The organism is Streptomyces sp. CA-250714 (genome assembly GCF_050936705.1).
Lineage (GTDB): Bacteria > Actinomycetota > Actinomycetes > Streptomycetales > Streptomycetaceae > Streptomyces.
The window spans coordinates 578,943-595,899 of the sequence record NZ_JBNJMI010000001.1; the positions used below are offsets into that span (position 1 = coordinate 578,943).

At 72.9% G+C, this 16,957-nt stretch carries 13 protein-coding genes; 1 reads left to right on the plus strand and 12 read right to left on the minus strand.

Going from position 1 to position 16,957, the window contains the following annotated elements; genetic code table 11:
- The first annotated feature begins 101 nt into the window (after positions 1–101).
- Complete coding sequence (locus ACQEU8_RS02785; protein ID WP_433096398.1) at positions 102–1,913, plus strand: hydroxysqualene dehydroxylase; 1,812 nt, start codon at positions 102–104, stop codon at positions 1,911–1,913.
- A gap of 86 nt (positions 1,914–1,999) precedes the next feature.
- On the opposite strand, the gene ACQEU8_RS02790 is transcribed toward ACQEU8_RS02785, so the two are convergent.
- The 12 genes from ACQEU8_RS02790 to ACQEU8_RS02845 form a co-directional block, all read right to left on the minus strand.
- Positions 2,000–3,415 (minus strand): cytochrome P450, encoded by a 1,416-nt coding sequence (locus tag ACQEU8_RS02790; RefSeq protein ID WP_433096400.1) that lies wholly within the window; start codon positions 3,413–3,415, stop codon positions 2,000–2,002.
- A complete protein-coding gene (locus ACQEU8_RS02795; protein ID WP_433096402.1) occupies positions 3,412–4,785 on the minus strand; it encodes a cytochrome P450 in 1,374 nt (457 codons plus the stop codon). The genes ACQEU8_RS02790 and ACQEU8_RS02795 overlap by 4 nt, the downstream gene beginning before the upstream one ends.
- A 10-nt stretch (positions 4,786–4,795) precedes the next feature.
- Positions 4,796–7,363, minus strand: coding sequence for an FtsX-like permease family protein (locus ACQEU8_RS02800; protein WP_433096404.1), 2,568 nt, complete (start codon positions 7,361–7,363; stop codon positions 4,796–4,798).
- Positions 7,360–8,088, minus strand: a complete 729-nt coding sequence (locus ACQEU8_RS02805; protein ID WP_433096406.1) for an ABC transporter ATP-binding protein — start codon at positions 8,086–8,088, stop codon at positions 7,360–7,362. The genes ACQEU8_RS02800 and ACQEU8_RS02805 overlap by 4 nt, the downstream gene beginning before the upstream one ends.
- A 123-nt stretch (positions 8,089–8,211) precedes the next feature.
- Positions 8,212–9,858: a benzoate-CoA ligase family protein gene (locus ACQEU8_RS02810; protein WP_433096408.1), complete on the minus strand. Its 1,647-nt coding sequence runs from the start codon at positions 9,856–9,858 to the stop codon at positions 8,212–8,214.
- Positions 9,855–11,066: a beta-ketoacyl synthase N-terminal-like domain-containing protein gene (locus ACQEU8_RS02815; protein WP_433096410.1), complete on the minus strand. Its 1,212-nt coding sequence runs from the start codon at positions 11,064–11,066 to the stop codon at positions 9,855–9,857. The genes ACQEU8_RS02810 and ACQEU8_RS02815 overlap by 4 nt, the downstream gene beginning before the upstream one ends.
- A complete protein-coding gene (locus ACQEU8_RS02820) occupies positions 11,063–12,382 on the minus strand; it encodes a beta-ketoacyl-[acyl-carrier-protein] synthase family protein (protein ID WP_433096412.1) in 1,320 nt (439 codons plus the stop codon). Before ACQEU8_RS02820 ends, ACQEU8_RS02815 begins: the two co-directional genes overlap by 4 nt.
- On the minus strand, positions 12,383–12,637 hold the full coding sequence (locus ACQEU8_RS02825) for an acyl carrier protein (RefSeq protein ID WP_209213861.1): 255 nt from the start codon (positions 12,635–12,637) through the stop codon (positions 12,383–12,385).
- Positions 12,634–13,710: a UbiA family prenyltransferase gene (locus tag ACQEU8_RS02830; RefSeq protein WP_433096415.1), complete on the minus strand. Its 1,077-nt coding sequence runs from the start codon at positions 13,708–13,710 to the stop codon at positions 12,634–12,636. Before ACQEU8_RS02830 ends, ACQEU8_RS02825 begins: the two co-directional genes overlap by 4 nt.
- 96 nt (positions 13,711–13,806) lie before the next feature.
- Positions 13,807–14,850, minus strand: a complete 1,044-nt coding sequence (locus tag ACQEU8_RS02835; RefSeq protein WP_433096419.1) for a polyprenyl synthetase family protein — start codon at positions 14,848–14,850, stop codon at positions 13,807–13,809.
- A 256-nt stretch (positions 14,851–15,106) separates the two neighbouring features.
- The gene (locus ACQEU8_RS02840; protein ID WP_433096421.1) at positions 15,107–15,769 is read right to left on the minus strand and encodes a response regulator; all 663 of its coding nucleotides are present in this window, start codon (positions 15,767–15,769) and stop codon (positions 15,107–15,109) included.
- Positions 15,766–16,956: a sensor histidine kinase gene (locus ACQEU8_RS02845; protein WP_433096423.1), complete on the minus strand. Its 1,191-nt coding sequence runs from the start codon at positions 16,954–16,956 to the stop codon at positions 15,766–15,768. The genes ACQEU8_RS02840 and ACQEU8_RS02845 overlap by 4 nt, the downstream gene beginning before the upstream one ends.
- Position 16,957 lies beyond the last annotated feature (1 nt).

Genomic DNA, 16,957 nt, shown 5'->3' on the forward strand with positions numbered 1-16,957 from the left:
AATCCGGGACGGCCGAATCCGGAGCGTGGCGTACGACGGCGAGAACCGAACCCGGCGTTCGACGTCGAGAACGCCGGCCCTGCGGAGCGAGGAGAACACGGGTGGCGGAAGCGGTGGAAGGCAGACCCTCGTCAGCAGCCCGGGAGCATCGGCCCGGTACCGCTCGCCGTACGTTCGTCGCCGGTTCGCTGGGCGCGGGGGCGACCGTGCTCGGCTTCGGCGGGTCACCGACACCGGCCGCGGCGGCCGAGCGGCGCCGGGTGGCGGTCCTCGGCGGCGGGGTCGCGGGCCTCACCGCGGCCCAGGAGCTGACCGAGCGGGGCTTCGAGGTCACCGTCTGGGAGCGCAAGGAGCTGGGCGGCAAATCGCGTTCGATCCCCGTCAAGGGAACCGGCACCGGCGGTCGGCGCGATCTGCCGGGCGAGCACGGCTTCCGGTATGTGCCGGGCTTCTACCACCATCTGCCGGAGACGATGGCCCGCATCCCGGCCGCCGGCAGTGACGAGGAGAGCGTCCACGACCATCTGGTGGCCCAGGCGGGCGTGCTCTACTCGCGCTCCGGTGGCCGCGAGGACCTCCAGCTGGAGTCCAACCCGGACGATCTGCCCTCGCTGGAGGAGATCCAGCGGCTGGTGATCGCGCTGGTCCAGCAGCTGGGTGCCGTACCGGCGGACGAGACGGCGTTCTTCGCCCGGCAGATCGCCGTCTTCGCCACCAGCGGGGAGAAGCGGCGGTTCGGGCAGTGGGAGAAGACGCCCTGGCGGGACTTTCTGCGTACGGACGAGATGAGCGAGGAGTTCCGCAGGCTGTTCGCGGACGGTCTCACCACCCATCTGGTCGCCTCCCGCCCGGACATCGCCTCCACGCGGGCCACCGGCATCCTCACCGAGCTGTACTTCTACGCGCTCGCCGGGCGGGGCAGCACCGGCACGCTGGGCAGGGTGCTGGACGCGCCGACCAGCGAGGCATGGATCCAGCCGTGGGTGGCGTATCTGCGCCGCCGCGGGGTCCGGTTCCGGGTCGGCTGGACGGTGGAGGAGCTCGCCCTCGGCGCCGACGGGCGGCTCTCGGGTGCCCTGGTGCGCGGGCCCGGCGACGAGCGCGAGCGCGTCGAGGCCGACTGGTATGTGTGCGCGGTCCCGGCCGAGCGCGCCCGCAAGCTGTGGAGCCCCGCGCTCCGCAAGGCCGACCCGGCGCTGGCCCGCATGGACAAGCTGCGTACCGAGTGGATGAACGGTATCCAGTTCTATCTGGACAGGCCCACCCCCGTCCTCAACGGCTTCGTCGACTACCTCGACTCCCCCTGGGCGCTGGTCTCCCTCAGCCAGGCCCAGTACTGGGACCGCGACCTGCCGGCCGAGTACGGGGACGGCAGCGTCGCCGAGTCGTTCTCCGTGAACATCGCGCAGTGGGACGCGCCGGGCATCGTGTACCGGAAGCCGGCGCGTGAGTGCACTCCGGAGCAGATCGCCGAGGAGACCCTCGCCCAGATGCGGGCGGCGCTGGAGGACACCGGGCGCACGGTGCTGCCCGAGAAGTCCGTCAAGAGCTGGCACCTCGACCCGGCGATCAGCTACCCCGGCGGGGGCTCGACGGCAGCCAACGACGAGCCGCTCATCGTCTCCGAAGCCGGTTCCTGGGACTACCGCCCCAGCCACCGCACCGCCGTTCCCAACCTCTTCCTGGCCTCCGACTACGTCCGCGACAATCTGAGCTGCGCGACGATGGAGGGCGCGAACGAGACGGCCAAGAGAGCGGTCAACGCCCTCCTGGAAGCCGCGGGTTCCGACGCCGACCCGTGCACGGTGCACGAGCTGTATGTGCCGCCGGAGCTGCGGTTGCTCCGCAAGGCGGATGACGCCCGCTATCGCCTGGGCCTCCCGCACATCCTGGACAAGCCCTGGCCGCTGTAGCGCGGAAGGCCGGTGGACGGTACGGCCGGTCGGCGACTGTGCGCCCTGTGTGCCGCGTGTGTGCGCCGCGTGTGCCGCACGGGGACTCAGCGGCGTCGTAGGACCATGTGCAACCCGCCCTTCGGCCGTAGCGTGACCGTCGGTTGGAGGCGGGGTACCCCGCCGGGAACGAGATCGAGCCGGAAGCGCTGGGCGATCACGGCGATGGCGGCGGTCATCTCCAGCAGGGCGAAGACGTTGCCGACGCAGCCTCGCCGCCCGCCTCCGAAGGGGATGAAGGCGTACCGGGGCCGGCCGGGGGCGGTGCCGGGCAGAAAGCGGGAGGGGTCGAATCCTTCCGGGTTGTCCCAGGCTGCCGGGTGCCGGTGGACGAGGTACGGCGGGACGGCGACCGTGCTCCCGGCCGGAACTGGTACGCCGTCGATCTCGTCGTCCTCCAGGGCGTCCCGCTCCAGTGTCCAGAAGGGCGGGTAGAGCCGCATCGCCTCGCTGAGGACGGCCTTCGTCCACACCAGCCGGTCCAGGTCGGCGAGTTCGGGTTCGCGCCCGCCCAGCACCGTGTCGACCTCCTCCTCCAGCCGTCGCCGCGCCGAGGGGTGCGCTGCCAGCAGATAGCAGGTCCAGGTCAGCACGGTGGCGCTGGTCTCGTGGCCGGCCATGAGGAACGTGACGATCTCGTCGCGCAGTTGGCCGGGCGTGATGGCCGAGCCGTCCTCGTAGCGGGCCGCCAGCAGCGCGTCGAGGAGGTCCCCGCCGGCTGCCTGTCCGGTGGAGCCGGCGCGGCGGCGCTCGGCGGCGAGCTGTTCGACCACCTCGTCGACGGCGTCGACCGTGCCGCGCCAGGTGCGGTAGCCGGGCGTGGTACGCAGCCCGAGCCGGGGCGCCGGAAGCAGCAGCGGGTTGCGCATCGCGGTCGTCGCGAAGTCCTGCATCCTGGTGACGGCAGCCGAGACGCGCGCCCCCGTGCCCCGCAGGTCGGCGCCGAACAGCGCCTCGCCGACGATGGTGAGGGTGAGCAGGCTCATCGTCTCCGAGACAGGTACGAGCGTGCCGTCCGGCTGCCCGTCCCACTCCTGGAGGGTGCGCCGGACAGCGCCCACCATGCCCGGCAGGAAGCCGCTGACCCTGCGGTGCGAGAAGAGCGGCTGGATGAGTCTGCGCTGCCGCTCCCACAGTTCGCCTTCGCTGGTGACCAGGCCGTCGCCGAGGAAGACGCGCAGTGGGCGGTAGGTGGCGGCCTTGCGGTAGTTGTCCTGGCGCGAGACGAGGACGTGTTCGGCGTGCGCGGGGTGGCACAGCAGGAACAGCGGACGCCGGGGCAGCAACGGGACCCGTACCAGATCGCCGTAGCGGCGGTAGAGACCGATGGCGGCGGTCAGCGGGTCGCGCCCGATGGCGGCGAGCAGTTGCGGCACCTCGCGCGGTCGGGGTCCGGCGGCACGGCGGGGGCGGCGGTTGTCGGGCGTGGCCGAGGACGTGTTTCCGGCGGACGTGGCCGTCACGGCACCCTCCGTCGCAGTGTCATGGCCATCTCGTGCAGAGGCCGCAGGGTCACCGTCACCTTCGGTACGGGCTCGAAGCCCGGCAGCAGATCCAGCCGGTACCGCTGGGTGATCATGGCGAGGGCGACGACGACCTCGATCAGCGCGAAAGCGTTGCCGATACAGCCGCGCTTGCCGCCGCCGAAGGGGATGAAGGCGTGCCGATGGCGCCCGGCGGACCGGTCGGGCAGGAAGCGCGCGGGGTCGAACGCTTCGGGGCTCTCCCACACGCCGGGGTGCCGGTGCAGGAGGTACGGCGGGGTGATGACGGTGTCTCCCTTGCGCACGGGCCACCCGCCCACCTCGTCGTCAGCGGTCGCGTCGCGCTCGACCGTCCACACCGGCGGGAAGAGCCGCAGCGACTCGTTGAGCACGGCCCTGGTCCATACGAGCTGCTCGGTGTGCTCGGGACCCGGTGGCCGCCCCGCCAGCACCTTGTCGACCTCCTCCTCCAGCCGGGCACGTACCTCGGGAGCGGTGGAGAGCAGATAGAACGTCCAGGCCAGACAGGTGGCGCTGGTCTCGTGTCCCGCCATGAAGAACGTGACGATCTCGTCGCGCAACTGCCCGGGGTCGATTGCGGAGCCGTCCTCGTAGCGGGCCTGAAGCAGCGCGTCCAGCAGGTCGCGCCCGGCGCCCTCGCGGCCGGGCCCGCCGCGTCCCTCGGCCCGGTCGGCGATGACGCGGGCCACCACCTGGTCGATGGTGTCCTTGGCCCGGTCCCACTGCCGGAAGCCGGGGCTGGTGCGGCGCGCGGCGCGGGGTGAGACCCAGGTCAGAGGGTTCTTGATGACCTTGGTGACGGCGTCCTGAAGGGTCTCAACCGCGTGGTAGACGCTGTCCCTGTCCCCCGTCAGATCGGCGCCGAAGAGGCTGGCGCCGACGATGTCGAGGGTCAGCCCGCTCATCGCGTTGGTGGCGTCGACGACGGTGCCGTCCGGCTGCGCGTCCCACTCGTCCAGCATCCGCTCCACCGACGCGATCATCAGCGGGCGCAGCGTCTCCACCCGGCGGTGCGAGAACAGCGGCTGGATCAGCCGGCGTTGGGTCTCCCACAGTTCGCCGTCGCTGGTGATGAGGCCCAGCCCGATCCACTCGCGCAGCGGACGGTAGGTGAACGCCTTGCCGTACCGCTGGTCGCGGTCCACCAGGATGTGCTCGGCGTGCTCGGGGCGGCAGAACAGGTGGATGCCGCGACCCGGCGCGAGCGGCACCCGCACCACGTCCCCGTACCGGCCGACCGTCTGGTACATCGACCGCAGCGGATCGGAGACCGCCAGCCGCAGCAGGCCGGGTATCCGGTAGGGCCGCGGCCCCGGTGCCCGTCTCATCAACTCGCCCCTACTCGTATCCGATCGCCTGCACCACGTTGAGCCTGCCCGCGCGCCGGGCAGGTGGGACGGAGCCCGCGAGGGCGATGAGGATGGCGCCGACCGCGAGCCCGAGGGCTGCCGGGGCCACCTTGAAGGGGATGTCCATCGCGAGGGTCTTGGCCATCACATCGGCCGACAGATAGTGCAGCGCGGTACCGACGACGAGCCCCGCCAGTCCGCCGAGGACGCTGACAGCGGTGGCCTCGGTGAGGATGACCCGGCGTACGTACCGTCTGCTGCTGCCCAGGGCGCGGAGGATGCCCAGTTCGCGCCGGCGCTCGACGACGGACAGCATCAGCGTGTTGAGCAGCGCGAGCCCGGCGACGCCCGCGATGACCCATTGCAGAGCGAGGGCGAGCGAACCGACCTGCTTGACGGCGGATTCGGTGGCCTTCACGCTCTCGCTGCCGTCGAGGACGTGCACCGGGTACGGCTGTGCCTTCGTCTGCTGCTCGATCCGATCGCGCACGGCGGCCTTGTTTGCTCCTGGCTCCAGGATGACCTCGTAGTAGGAGGCCCCTGAGGGCCCGTACCACTGGGCGATGCGGTCCAGGGAGAGCGCGATGAGGCCCGCGTCCATGCTCACGTAGTCGACGATGTCGGCGACCCGGATGCGCTGTTCACCCCGGGCCGTCGGCAGGGTGAGCATGTCGCCCTCGGACAGCCCCTTCTCCTTGGCGTACGTGCCGGAGACGACGGCCCCGCGGCCGGCGAGGAGTTCCGCGCGCGCCTTCTTCGACGCCAGGCGGTAGGCGGTGGCGTTGCTGGGGCCGTCCATGCCGAGCAGCAGGGCGCGCTTGCCCGGCTGGTTGAGGTAGGTGAACTGGCCCGCCACCACCCGCCGCACTCCGTCGGTGTCCGCCAGCTCCCGCTGGGACTCGCGGGGCAGCAGGGGGCGTACGGGCAGTACGTCCTTGGCGGCGCGCTGCACGATCAGGTCCGAGTCGGCGAGCGTGGAGACGTTCTCGGAGGCGGCGTCCACCGTGTTCTGCGAGGATCCTGTGGTGGCCACGCCGATGGCGACTGCGAGCAGCACCGTCATGAACGTCGCCCAGGCCCTGCGTGGGGCGCGTTCCACCGCCGACGCCGCGATCCGGCCGCTGGGGCCGAGGCGGCCGGCGAGCCGGGCGACGGTGCGGGTGATCGGGCCAATCAGCGCGTAGGCGAGCAGGATCACGCCCAGCAGCAGCAATGAACCGCCGCCGAAGGAGCGTTCGTCGTCGAAGACGGCCGCCGTCACGAACGCCAGGGCCACCAGCACGACACCGAGTCCGAGGGCCCACAGCCGCCCGGCGCGCCGCTGTTCGTCGTCGCCGGTGTCGGCCGACGGGTCGGCAGTGCGCATGGCCTCCACGGGCGGCACCCGCGAGGCGCGGCGGGCCGCCAGCCAGGAGGCCGCGAGCGAGGCGGCGACGGCTGCGACGACGGCGGCGGGTACGGCGCCCGCTGGCACCGCCAGCTCGACCTTCGCGTCCACCGCGTCGGTGATCACCGGCGGCAGCGAGTCGATGCTGGCGCCCGCCATCGCGTAGCCGAGCGCACTGCCGACTGCGGCACCGACCAGTGCCAGCAGCAGCGACTCCAGCAGGAAGTCCCGCATGACGGGGCGGCGCCTGGAGCCCAGCGCGCGCAGCGAGGCGATCTCACCACGGCGCTCGGCTGCGGCCATGTTCATGCTGTTGAAGATGAGGAACGCTGCGACGACGAGTGCCATGAAGGCGACGAGCAGGGTGATGTTGCGGACCATCGCGGTGGCGTCGTCAGCCTGGTCGGCGCGGAACGACGGATCGGCGACGAACGCGCCGGGGCCCAGCTCCTCGGCCAGCCGGTCGCGCAGCGCGCCGGTGTCGGTACCGGGGTCGGCGACCACCAGGACCGACTCGACGCGGTCCCCCAGTCCGGCGAGGCGCTGCGCGACGGGCAGCGGCGCCACCAGGTACGCGCCGTCGTTGACGCTCTCGGCGGCGTCCCCGCCGAGCGTGCCGGCCACGGGCGCCCGGTGCGACTGGCCCGCCATCGACGCGACCCGTACGCTGCCGCCGTCCTCGGCGCCCTTGACGCCGGGGCCGGCGAAGACGGCGCCCGGCTCCGCCCCCTTGGCGGCGTCCCGGGCTGCGTCGGCGGCCACGCCGGACAAGTCGCTGTCGAGGGCGCCGGCCGCGCGGTCCGCGCCGAACAGCAGCATCCGCTCGCCGTCGACCTCCACGGGTGAACGCACCAGCGGCACCGCCGCCTTGACGCCTTCCAGCTCGCGGGCGCGGTGCACGGCGGCGGTACTGAGCCCGTCGTCCGTACGGCCGGTGATCTCCACGTCGGCGTTCCCCGCCACCTGGCCGGCCAGCCGTCCCGAGGAGCCGCCGACCGAGCCGTAGATACCGAGTACGGCCACGATGAGGGCGGCGGCGACGGTCAGTACGCCGAGGGACAGTGCGGTGCGGGCGGGATGGCGGCGCAGATAGCGGAGGTTGAACAGGCGCAGCCGGGCCGCGAGGACGGCAGGCCCCGCCGTCCTGGGTTTCCGTACGTCAGCGGTCACGGCCGGTGCCCCTCCCCGACGAACTTGGCCACCACGTCCTGCGGGATGCCGTCCGCGACGATGTCGCCGTCGGTCAGCAGTACGGCACGGTCGCTGCGCAGTGCCGCGTCCACGCTGTGGGTGACCATCACCACCGAGCGTTCGGACCCGTCGTGGGCGAGGGAGGCCAGCAGGTCGAGGAGTTCCTCACCGGTACGCGAGTCGAGGTTTCCGGTGGGTTCGTCGGCGAGGAGGACGCCGGGGTCCATGATGAGGGAGCGGGCGATGGCGACGCGCTGCATCTGGCCGCCGGACAGTTCGCCGGGACGGTGCTCGGCGCGGTCGGCGAGTCCGACGCGGTCCAGCAGCGCGAGGGCCTCGTCCCGGACGGACCTGAGCTTGTCGCCGTCCAGCAGCCGCGGGACGGCGACATTCTCCCACGCGGTCAGCGCGGGCAGCAGGTTGAAGAACTGGAAGACGAATCCGAAGCGCCTGCGCCGGATGTCGGAGAGCGCGTCGTCGTCGAGGCCGGCTAAGTCCGTCTCGTCGAGCAGCACTCTGCCCTCGGACGGGGTGTCGAGCGCACCCATGACGTGCAGCATGGTGCTCTTGCCCGAACCGCTGGGGCCGAGCACGGAGACACACTGCCCGCCCCCGATCGTCAACGTCACGCCGTTCAGGGCGCGTACGGGCTGGCGTCCGCGCTGGTAGTCGTGCACCACGCCGTCGAGCCGGAGTGTGGCCATGTACGGGTCTCCCCTCTGCCGAGGCGGACCGCCATGTGCGGGACCTGGCGGCCTGATTGCCGGGCCGGTGCATCCGTGCGGAGGACAGTCTCTCCGAGACGAAACCGCGAATCCAATGGATCATCAGGGCTCGGCATCGTCATGGGCCGGTGCGGCGTCGCGGAGCGCGTGCCGGGCGATCTTCCCGGTGGAGGTACGCGGCAGCGCGTCGACGAGGTGCAGCACCCGAGGCTGTTTGTACCGGGCCAGTCCGGCGCGCAGGTGAGTGCGCAACTCCCTGCGCAGCGCCTCGGGTCCGGCATCGTCGGCGCCGTTGTGCGGTCTGATGTAGGCGATGACGTCGGTGGTGGCGTGCTCGCCCGGTACGCCGACGACGGCGCACTCGGCGACCGCGGGGTGCCGCAGCAGGCAGTCCTCGATCTCGGTCGGAGCGACCTTGAGGCCGCCGACCTTGAGGATGTCGTCGGAGCGGGCGACGAAGGTGAAGACGCCGTCCGCGTCGCGGCTGAGCTGGTCGCCGGTACGCACCCAGCCGCCCACCATGGTGGCCCGGGTGGCGGGTTCGTTGTTCCAGTAGCGGGCCGCGTTGGCCTCGCCCCGTACCCACAGATGGCCGATCTCGCCGGGCCCCAGCGCCCGTCCGTGCTCGTCGCGCAGTTCCGCCTCGAAACCGGGCACCACGGTGCCGCAGCAGCCGGGCGGGGTGCTGCCCGGTTCGGCGGCGATGAAGATGTGCAGGCATTCCGTGGAGCCGAGGCCGTTGACGATGTCCGCACCGGTGGTCTTCCGCCACCGTTCGGCAAGGCTGACGGGCAGCGGCTCCCCCGCCGAGACGTACTGCCGCACGCTCGTCAGATCGACGTCCCCGCCGCTGCGTTCGGTGACGGTCAGCATCGCGGAGTAGAGCGCGGGCACCGCGCACAGCACGGTGGGGCGGCAGCGGGCCACCAGCCGCAGGACCCGTGCCGCGTCGGCGGATTCGGGCATCAGCAACGTGGCGGCGCCCGCCGCGAGCGGGAAGAGGAAGGAGTTGCCGAAGCCGTAGCCGAAGGAGAGCTTGGCCGCCGACAGACATATGTCGTCGCGGGTGAGCCCGAGGCGCGCGGGGAAGGTGCCGAGCACCGCGAGCAACCCCCGGTGCAGGTGGACGACGCCGCGCGGGGTGCCGGTGCTGCCGGAGGTGTACTGGATGACGGCCATGTCGTCGACGCTGACGGGGGCGACGGGGCACTCGTCGGACGCGGCGGCGAGTCGGTCACCGAGCGTGGGTTCGGGCCCGTCGTGCTCAGCACCGGCCGTCGCGACCCACACCTGACGCGGCCAGGTCGCTCCGGCCGCCGCCCGGCCCCCGGATACGGCGCGTACGGCGGCGAGTTGGCCGGGTCCGACGACGGCGAGCCGCGGACGGCAGTCCGCGAAGATCCGCCCGTAGTCGTCGGGGGTGAGCTGGGTGGCCAGCGGCACGGGGACCGCGCCCAGCCGCAACAGCCCCAGCACACAGGCGAGGTAGTCGGGGCTGTCGGGCAGGACGAGTGCGACCCGCGTCTCATGTCCGACGCCGGCGGCGGCGAAGGCGTTGGCGGCGCGGCAAGCCCTGCGGTGCATCTCGCGGTAGGTGACGTGTTCGGTCTCGGTGAGCGCACAGAGCGCGTCGCCGTGACCGGCTGCCACATGGTCGTCCAGGAAGCGGTGGACGCTGTTGCCGTCGGGCGGTACGAGCGCCGCGGAACCGCCGTCGATACCGCTGCTGGTGCCGTTTCCGGTCGTCATGCGGAGTGACCTCCCTCGGGGGACGGGCCGGTGGAACCGGTGGACGGGGTGCCGGTGCGGGACGTGCCGAGGACGAGGGCCGCGGCATAGCCGCCGGGCTCCGTGTGGGTCGCGGGTCGCGGGGCCGTCGGGGCTTGCGGGGAGGCCGCCGGTTCGCGGGATGCCGTGGGTTCCGGGGTCGGCGCTGGCTCCACGGTGAGCACCAGCGCCGTGTCGTCCGGCATAGCGCCGTGGTGCAGGCCGAGCACGGTCAGCGCGGCCTGCACGGCGCCGGTCGCGCCCGCGCAGTCCCCGAAGGCGGCGTCGACGGCCGGGGCCGGGAACACGGGCGGGGTCGGCGCGCCGGGCGCGGTGTGCGCCACTCCGGCCTCGTCCAGCGCGGCGTGCGCGGCCCGTTGCCCCGGCCGGGTGGCGGCCGGGCCGAACGCCGAGCCCGCGCCCAGCACGCGGGCCAGCGGCCGGGCACCCCGCGCCCGGGCCACCTGCGCGTCCTCCAGCACGAGGACCACCGCCGCCTCACCGGCGACGGTTCCGAAGCCGGCACCGTCCTCCGCACCTGGGCCGCCGGGGCCGAGTTCCTGCCCGGCGCGGCGGCGGGCGGTGAGTTCGGCGTGGCCGAAGAGCTGGACTCCGCCCGCGAGCATGGTGGTTGCGGCACCGGAGGCGATGGCGCGGGCCGCGGCGGCCAGCGCGTCGAGCGCTGCGGCGCGCCCGGTGGAGAGGGTGAGGTTGGGTCCGGCGGCGCCGGTGAGGATGGAGACGGCGGAGGCGGGCGCGTTCAGCCCTGTCTGCGGGCCCTGCGCCGGGTTGACGCCGCGGACGCCGCGCGCGAGCCGGGTGGCGAACAGTGCCGCGTAGTCCTCCAGGCCGCCGCTGGTGGTGCCTGCCGCGACGCCGACGGACGGCTCCTGCTCCCAGGAGCCGGGCAGCCCCGCGTGCCGGCAGGCGTTCACCGCGGCGACACCGAACGCCTTGCTCTCCGCGCTCAGCGTCCGCAACCCCCGCCTGCCCAGGTGTTCGGCCGGATCGTACGGCGGCAGCGCGGCCAGCCGCACCGGGGCGGCCTGCGGCTGCCCGGGCGGTGCGGGCAGCGTCCGTACCGCGTCGCGGCGGGCGGGCGCGCCCTCCGCCGCACGCTGCCGCAGCACCTCGTGGCCCAGGCCGGCCGAGGTGAGCGCGCCGATTCCGGTGACCACCACCCCGGTCATGCCCGCTCCCTCCCGGGTCCGCCACGTGCCGCCCCGCTGCCGGGCCGGGTGAAGACCACGCAGCAGTTGTTGCCGCCGAAGCCGAACGCGTTGTTCATGGCAGCGCGCAGGGGCAGTTGCCGCGACTGCCCCCGCACCAGTTCGAAGTCGCCGGTGAGGCAGTCCGGGTCGGGGGCTGCCACGTTGGCGGTGGGCGGAACGACGCCGTCCCGCAGGGCCAGCACGCACGCGGCGGCGGCGAGGGCTCCCGCGGCGCCCTGCGCGTGGCCCAGCAGCGACTTGAGCGCGGTCACCGGCAGCGGGCCGGCCCGGCGGGGGCTGCCGAAGACATCGGCGAGGGCCCTGGCTTCGGCGGCGTCGTTGGCGAGCGTCCCGGTGCCGTGCGCGCTGACGCAGTCGATGTCGTCGGGGCCGAGGCCCGCCATGCGCAGCGCGGCCCGCATCGACCGGGCGGCGCCCTGGCCCCGGGGATGCGGGGCCGTCATGTGGTGGGCGTCGGAGTAGTTGCCGTGCCCGGCGACGACGGCGTGCACGGGGGCGCCCCGGGCGCGGGCGCTGTCCTCCGCCTCCAGCAGCAGTACGGCGGCGCCCTCGCCGAGCAGCAGCCCGGCGCGGTGGGTGTCGAAGGGCCGTACGACGTCGGGGGAGAGCGCGCGGAAGCTGGTGAACATCAGGAACATCGCCTCGGAGAGCTCGTCGGCGCCACCCGCGAGCATGGCGTCGGCGCGGCCCTCGGCAACGGCGTCCGCGGCCTGGGCGATGGCGCCGTTGCCCGCGGCGCAGGCGGTGGGCAGCAGCAGGTTGGGCCCGTACAGCCCGAAGGCGGTGGCCGGCAGTGCGCTGATCCGGAACGGGTTGTGCGCGGGCGGAACCGGGAATTCCGGCGTCGTGCCGGGTGTCCGGTGTGTCTGCTTCCGGAGGTACGCGGCGCGCAACGGGCCCTCGATTCCCGGCCTGTTGCCCACCACGATGCCGAACGAGGTACCCACCCGGGTGTCGTCGTACGGGCCGGTGAGGCGGCCGTGCCCGTCCCCGAGGCCGCCGTCTTCCAGTGCCAGCCGGGTGGCGGCCAGCGCGAAGGACTCGCTGCGGGTCAGCGGGCCGTGTCCGTACGCCTCGTCGGGCCAGGGCGGCGCCCAGTCGCGGATCTCACCGCCCCGGTGGGTGAGGCAGTCACCGGTGTCGAAGAGGGTGACGTCGCCGGTGCCGACGCGCCCCTGGCGGGCGGCGGACCAGAACTCCTCGGCTCCGGTGCCGAGCGCGGAGACGACTCCGATGCCGGTGACGACGACGCGACGGCGCGGGGCCTGCCGCATTCACACCCCCAGCGCGCGCCGGGTGACTTCCACGGCCGCCTTCACCGAGGTCATCTCCGTCTCGTCGGCGACGGAGTACTCCACTCCCAGCCGGTCGCGGAGGGCGGCGACCAGTTCGAGGCGCAACAGTGAGTCGCCGCCCGCCGTCTCGAAGTCCGTCTCGTCGGCCAGCTCTTCGGGTTCCAGTTCGAAGATGCGCAGCGCGGTCTCCCGTACGACTGCGCGGATCTCCTGCTCCGTCCTGGGGGTGGTCATCCGGTCCTCTCCTCTCGTTCCGGTGCGTATGCGGCACGGGCGGCCGGCTCTCCTCGCCGCCGGTGGGTTCCGCGTGCCAGTGCGGCGGCGGTGCGTACGGTCTCCCGGCGGATCCCGCTGGACCAGTGGAGGCGCTGGGTGGTGAGGGCCCAGAAGGCGAGGCCGCCCACGAGCCCGGGAAGGAGCTCCCACCGGGGCGCGTACAGGGGCGCGGCGAGGGCCAGGGTCAGCACCCAGTACTGGTAGAAGAACTCCCTCGTCGCATGCCGCTCCTGGGGCGTCGCGGCCCGCCACAGACAGCGGCCCAGCGCCGCGGCGACCGGGATCAGCAGCAGCCACAGCCAGAAGCGCGGCGGGAATGCACCGCTCAGCGTGAAGACGGCGACGAGGACGTAGGTGGAGCCCACCATGGCGGCGGCCAGCCAGGCACCGTGCCGGCGCAGCAGGTCGACCCACGCGCTGTGGTAGCCGATGCTGGCGTCCCCCGCCAGATCGGTGAGGTCCTTGGCGCCGCCCAGCGCGAGCAGTGTCACCATGCCGACGATGAAGAACGGCAGCCCGTACCCGGCGAAGTCGCGCAGCACGGCGGCGTCCCAGTGGTCCTGCGCCAGTACGGTGCCGATCACGAACGTGCCGCCGAAGTGGAAGGTCAACAGCAGCGGCGCGAGCCACCGGTTGCGGGAAAGCCGCAGCCCGTAGGAGTAGTTGACGCCGCTGAACCCGGCGAGGAAGAGGAACAGCGCCAGCCACCAGTCCGGGTGCGCGAGGAGCAGCACGACGTCCAGCACCAGCACCGTGCCCCAGCCGACGAGCGCCGCACGCCGCAGCAGCGGGAAGCCCGCACGGTGGCACAGAGCGGTGCGCTCGGGCCGGTTGATCTCGTCCTCGGCGCGGTCGGCGAGCCGGTTGAGGGACTCCGTGCCGAGGCCGTGCGCGCACCAGTAGACGGCTCCCAGTGCCACCCACTGCCAGCGTGCCTGGCCTTCGGCGACGAGGGCCGTGTAGTAGGGCAGGAAGTACAGAGCTGTGAACCGGACGCTGCTGGCGCGCAGGATCGCGCCTGTTCTGGTCAAGAGATCGCAACCCCATGGTGGTGGACTGCTGCGGCGAGTGGTCTGCTCGGTGGCGGTCCGCCGGGCCGTCGAGTGCCCGACGGCGGCTGCCCGGCGCTAGCCGGCCCGGTGGGCGACGCCCGCGCACAGCGCTTCGAGGGTGTCCCTGGCGGGGCCCTCGGACAGCGGTGCGAGCGCCGCGCGGGCACGTGTGATGTAGGCGTCGAGCCGTTCGCGGGTCTGCTCCACGGCGGGGTGGCGGCGGAGCAACTCGGTGGCCTCGGCGCGCTCTTCGGTGGTCAGCCGGGAGCGGCGCTCCGTTCCCGGTACGGGGCCGAGGAGGGCTCGCAGCCGCTCGCTGTCCTGGCCGGTACCGCTCAGGGCGTACAGCAGCGGAAGCGTCGGCGCGCCCTTGAGGAGGTCGGTGCCCTGACGTTTGCCGGACCGCTCCTCCTCGCCGAAGAGGTCCAGCAGGTCGTCGGAGATCTGGAAGGCGACCCCGAAGGCGTCCCCGTACTCCTCCAGCGCCCGTACCGTCGTCTCGCCCGCACCCGAGGTGAGCGCCCCGAGGCGGACACAGGCACGGATCAGCGAGGCGGTCTTGTCGGAGACCATGGTGACGTAGTAGTCGGTCGGGTCCTCGCCGTCGGCGGGTCCGGTCATCTCGCGGATCTGCCCGGTCACCAGCCGTACGAAGGTCTCGACCTCCATCCGCGCCTCCTGCCGCGGCACGGCGGCCAGCAGCAGGAACGCCTGCGCGAAGAGGAAGTCCCCGGTGAGGATGGCGACGGCGTCGCTCCACCGTGCGTTGACGCTGCTGCGGCCGCGTCTGAGGGAAGCGCCGTCCAGGACGTCGTCGTGGCACAGCGCCGCCGCGTGCACGAGTTCGCAGGCGGCTGCCGCACGCAGCACGTCCGGATCGTCGGGGTCGCCGAAGCGGGCGGCCAGCAGTGTCAGCATCGGGCGGTATCGCTTGCCGCCCGCGTCGATGAGGTGGCGGGACGCCTCGCGCAGCAGTGGCGCGTCGGAGGCGATGGAGTCGCGGATGAGTTCTTCGACGACGGCCAGATCGGCCTTGAGCGCGCTCGCCAGCTCCTGGTCGGTCAGCGGGGGCTGTCCCGCTAACGGAGGCTGTTCGGCATGCTGCTGCCCTGAGCTCACACCTTCCCCCTGTCTGTCCAATGACCCGCCTCGGCACGCCCGCGCCTGGTGCGGCGTCAGAAGGGAGACGGTCGATTCGAACGTGACTGGTGCCTTTGCCAGAGTACGGAACTCACGGGCTGGGCAACAGGGGTTCGTGTGAGGCGGGTGCCGGGTGCTGCGCGACCCAACGCCCCTTGCGAAAGCGGAAGTTGATCCCCCGGTCGGTGAGTTCGAGCGTGGACTCGTAGGGGCTGCCGGTCCGTGTTCCGGCGTCTCAGCGCTGCAGCAGTCCGCGTTCCAGCGCGACGACCACAGCATGGGTGCGGTCGCTGACGTCGAGCTTGGCGAACACCCGCAGCAGATGGGTCTTCACGGTGGCCTCGGCAATGTGCAGCCGGCGGCCTATGGCGGCGTTGGAGAGCCCGTCGGCGGCGGCGGAGAGCACCTCCACCTCCCGGGAGGTGAGCGCGGCGGCGGCCGGTCGCCGCATCCGGGCCACCAGGCGTTCGGCCACCCGGGGCGCCAGCACCGTCTCGCCCCGGTGCGCGGCGCGGATGGCGTCGACGAGTTGTTCCCGGGTGGTGTCCTTGAGGAGATAGCCCACGGCACCCGCTTCGACGGCGCGTTCGATCTCCTCGTCGGTGTCGTACGTGGTGAGGATCAGCACCCGGGTGGGCACGGGTGCGGCGACCACGCGGGCGGTCAGCTGCACCCCGTCGAGGACCGGCATCCGCAGATCGACGAGGGCGACGTCCGGCCGGAGCGACTCCACCAGGGCGAGCGCCTCGGCGCCCTCGCCCGCCTCGCCGACAACGGTGATCGAGGGCTCCGGGGCGAGCAGGGCCACCACGCCGGCCCGCATCACCGTGTGGTCGTCCACCACGAGGACCCGGACGGCGTCGTCGTCCGGGCGCTCAGGGCCGGTACCGCGCCTCATGCCGCGGCCTCCTCGGTGACGGGCAGCGCGGCCAGGATGCGGGTGCCCTCTCCGGGCGCGCTGGTGACGGTCAGTTCGCCGCCCAGCTCAGCAAGTCGCCGGTCCATACCGTCCAGCCCGAAGCCACGGGCACGCTCCACCACGAAGCCCTTCCCGTCGTCCGTGATCTCCAACTCGATGCGGTCGGCGTCATGTGTGAGCAGCAGGCCGACAGTGGAGGCCGCCGCGTGCTTGCGGACGTTCGCCAGCGATTCCTGGGTGCAGCGCAGCAGCGCGATCCGCGTCGGCTGGTCGCAGGCGACGTCCTGGAGGTCCGTCTCGACGTGGATTCCGGTGTCCTGCGCGAACCGGTCCAGGGTTCGGCGCAGGGTTGCCGCCACCGACCCGGGCGCGATCCCGCTGCGTGGCGCGGAGCCGACCAGGACGCGGGCTTCGGCCAGGTTCTCCCGGGCCGTCCGCTCGATCGACTCCAGCTGCCGCAGGCTCTCGCCGGGTGCCGCCGGAAGGTTGTCCTGTGCGGCCTCGGCCAGTACGACGATGGAGGCGAACCCCTGGGCGAGGGTGTCGTGGATCTCGCGGGCGAGCCGCTCGCGCTCCTCGGCCGCGCCCTGCCGCTGGTACGCCTCGGCCAGCTGCCGCTGTGCGCTGGCCAGTTCGGCGCCCAGCCGGTGGGCGCGCTCCTCGCCCTGGGCCACCAGGCGCCGCACCCACAGCCCCAGTCCGACACCGGCCGCGTATCCGAAGGCGGTGATCACCAGGTCGCCGGTGAAGAACTCCGGATTCCACTGCTCCCGCGGCAGCCCCGCGACGACGGAGACGACTGCGGCGGCACCGCTCCACAGCACCGGGGCGCGCGAGCCGCGTGCGTGGATCCAGAACAGCGGCAGCGACACCACGAACAGGGCCGCGCCGCCGCCGAGCAGCGCCGACAGCACGGCCATCCCGGCGACGAGCACGACCAAGAACGTCCCCGGCCGCACCGTCGGCCGCTCCGTGCGGCCGCGCAGACCGACGTAGCAGAGCCCGAGCACGGCCAGTACCACCCATGCGGTCAGCCGTGTCCCGAGGGGGTCGTCGGCCACGCCGATGACGGGAGGGGCCAGCCCGAACAGCACCCAGGTGACGGAGTACCAACGGTGGAACGTGGCGGCGGAAGCCCGTTCGCCGAGCTGGGGCCAGGGACGCATG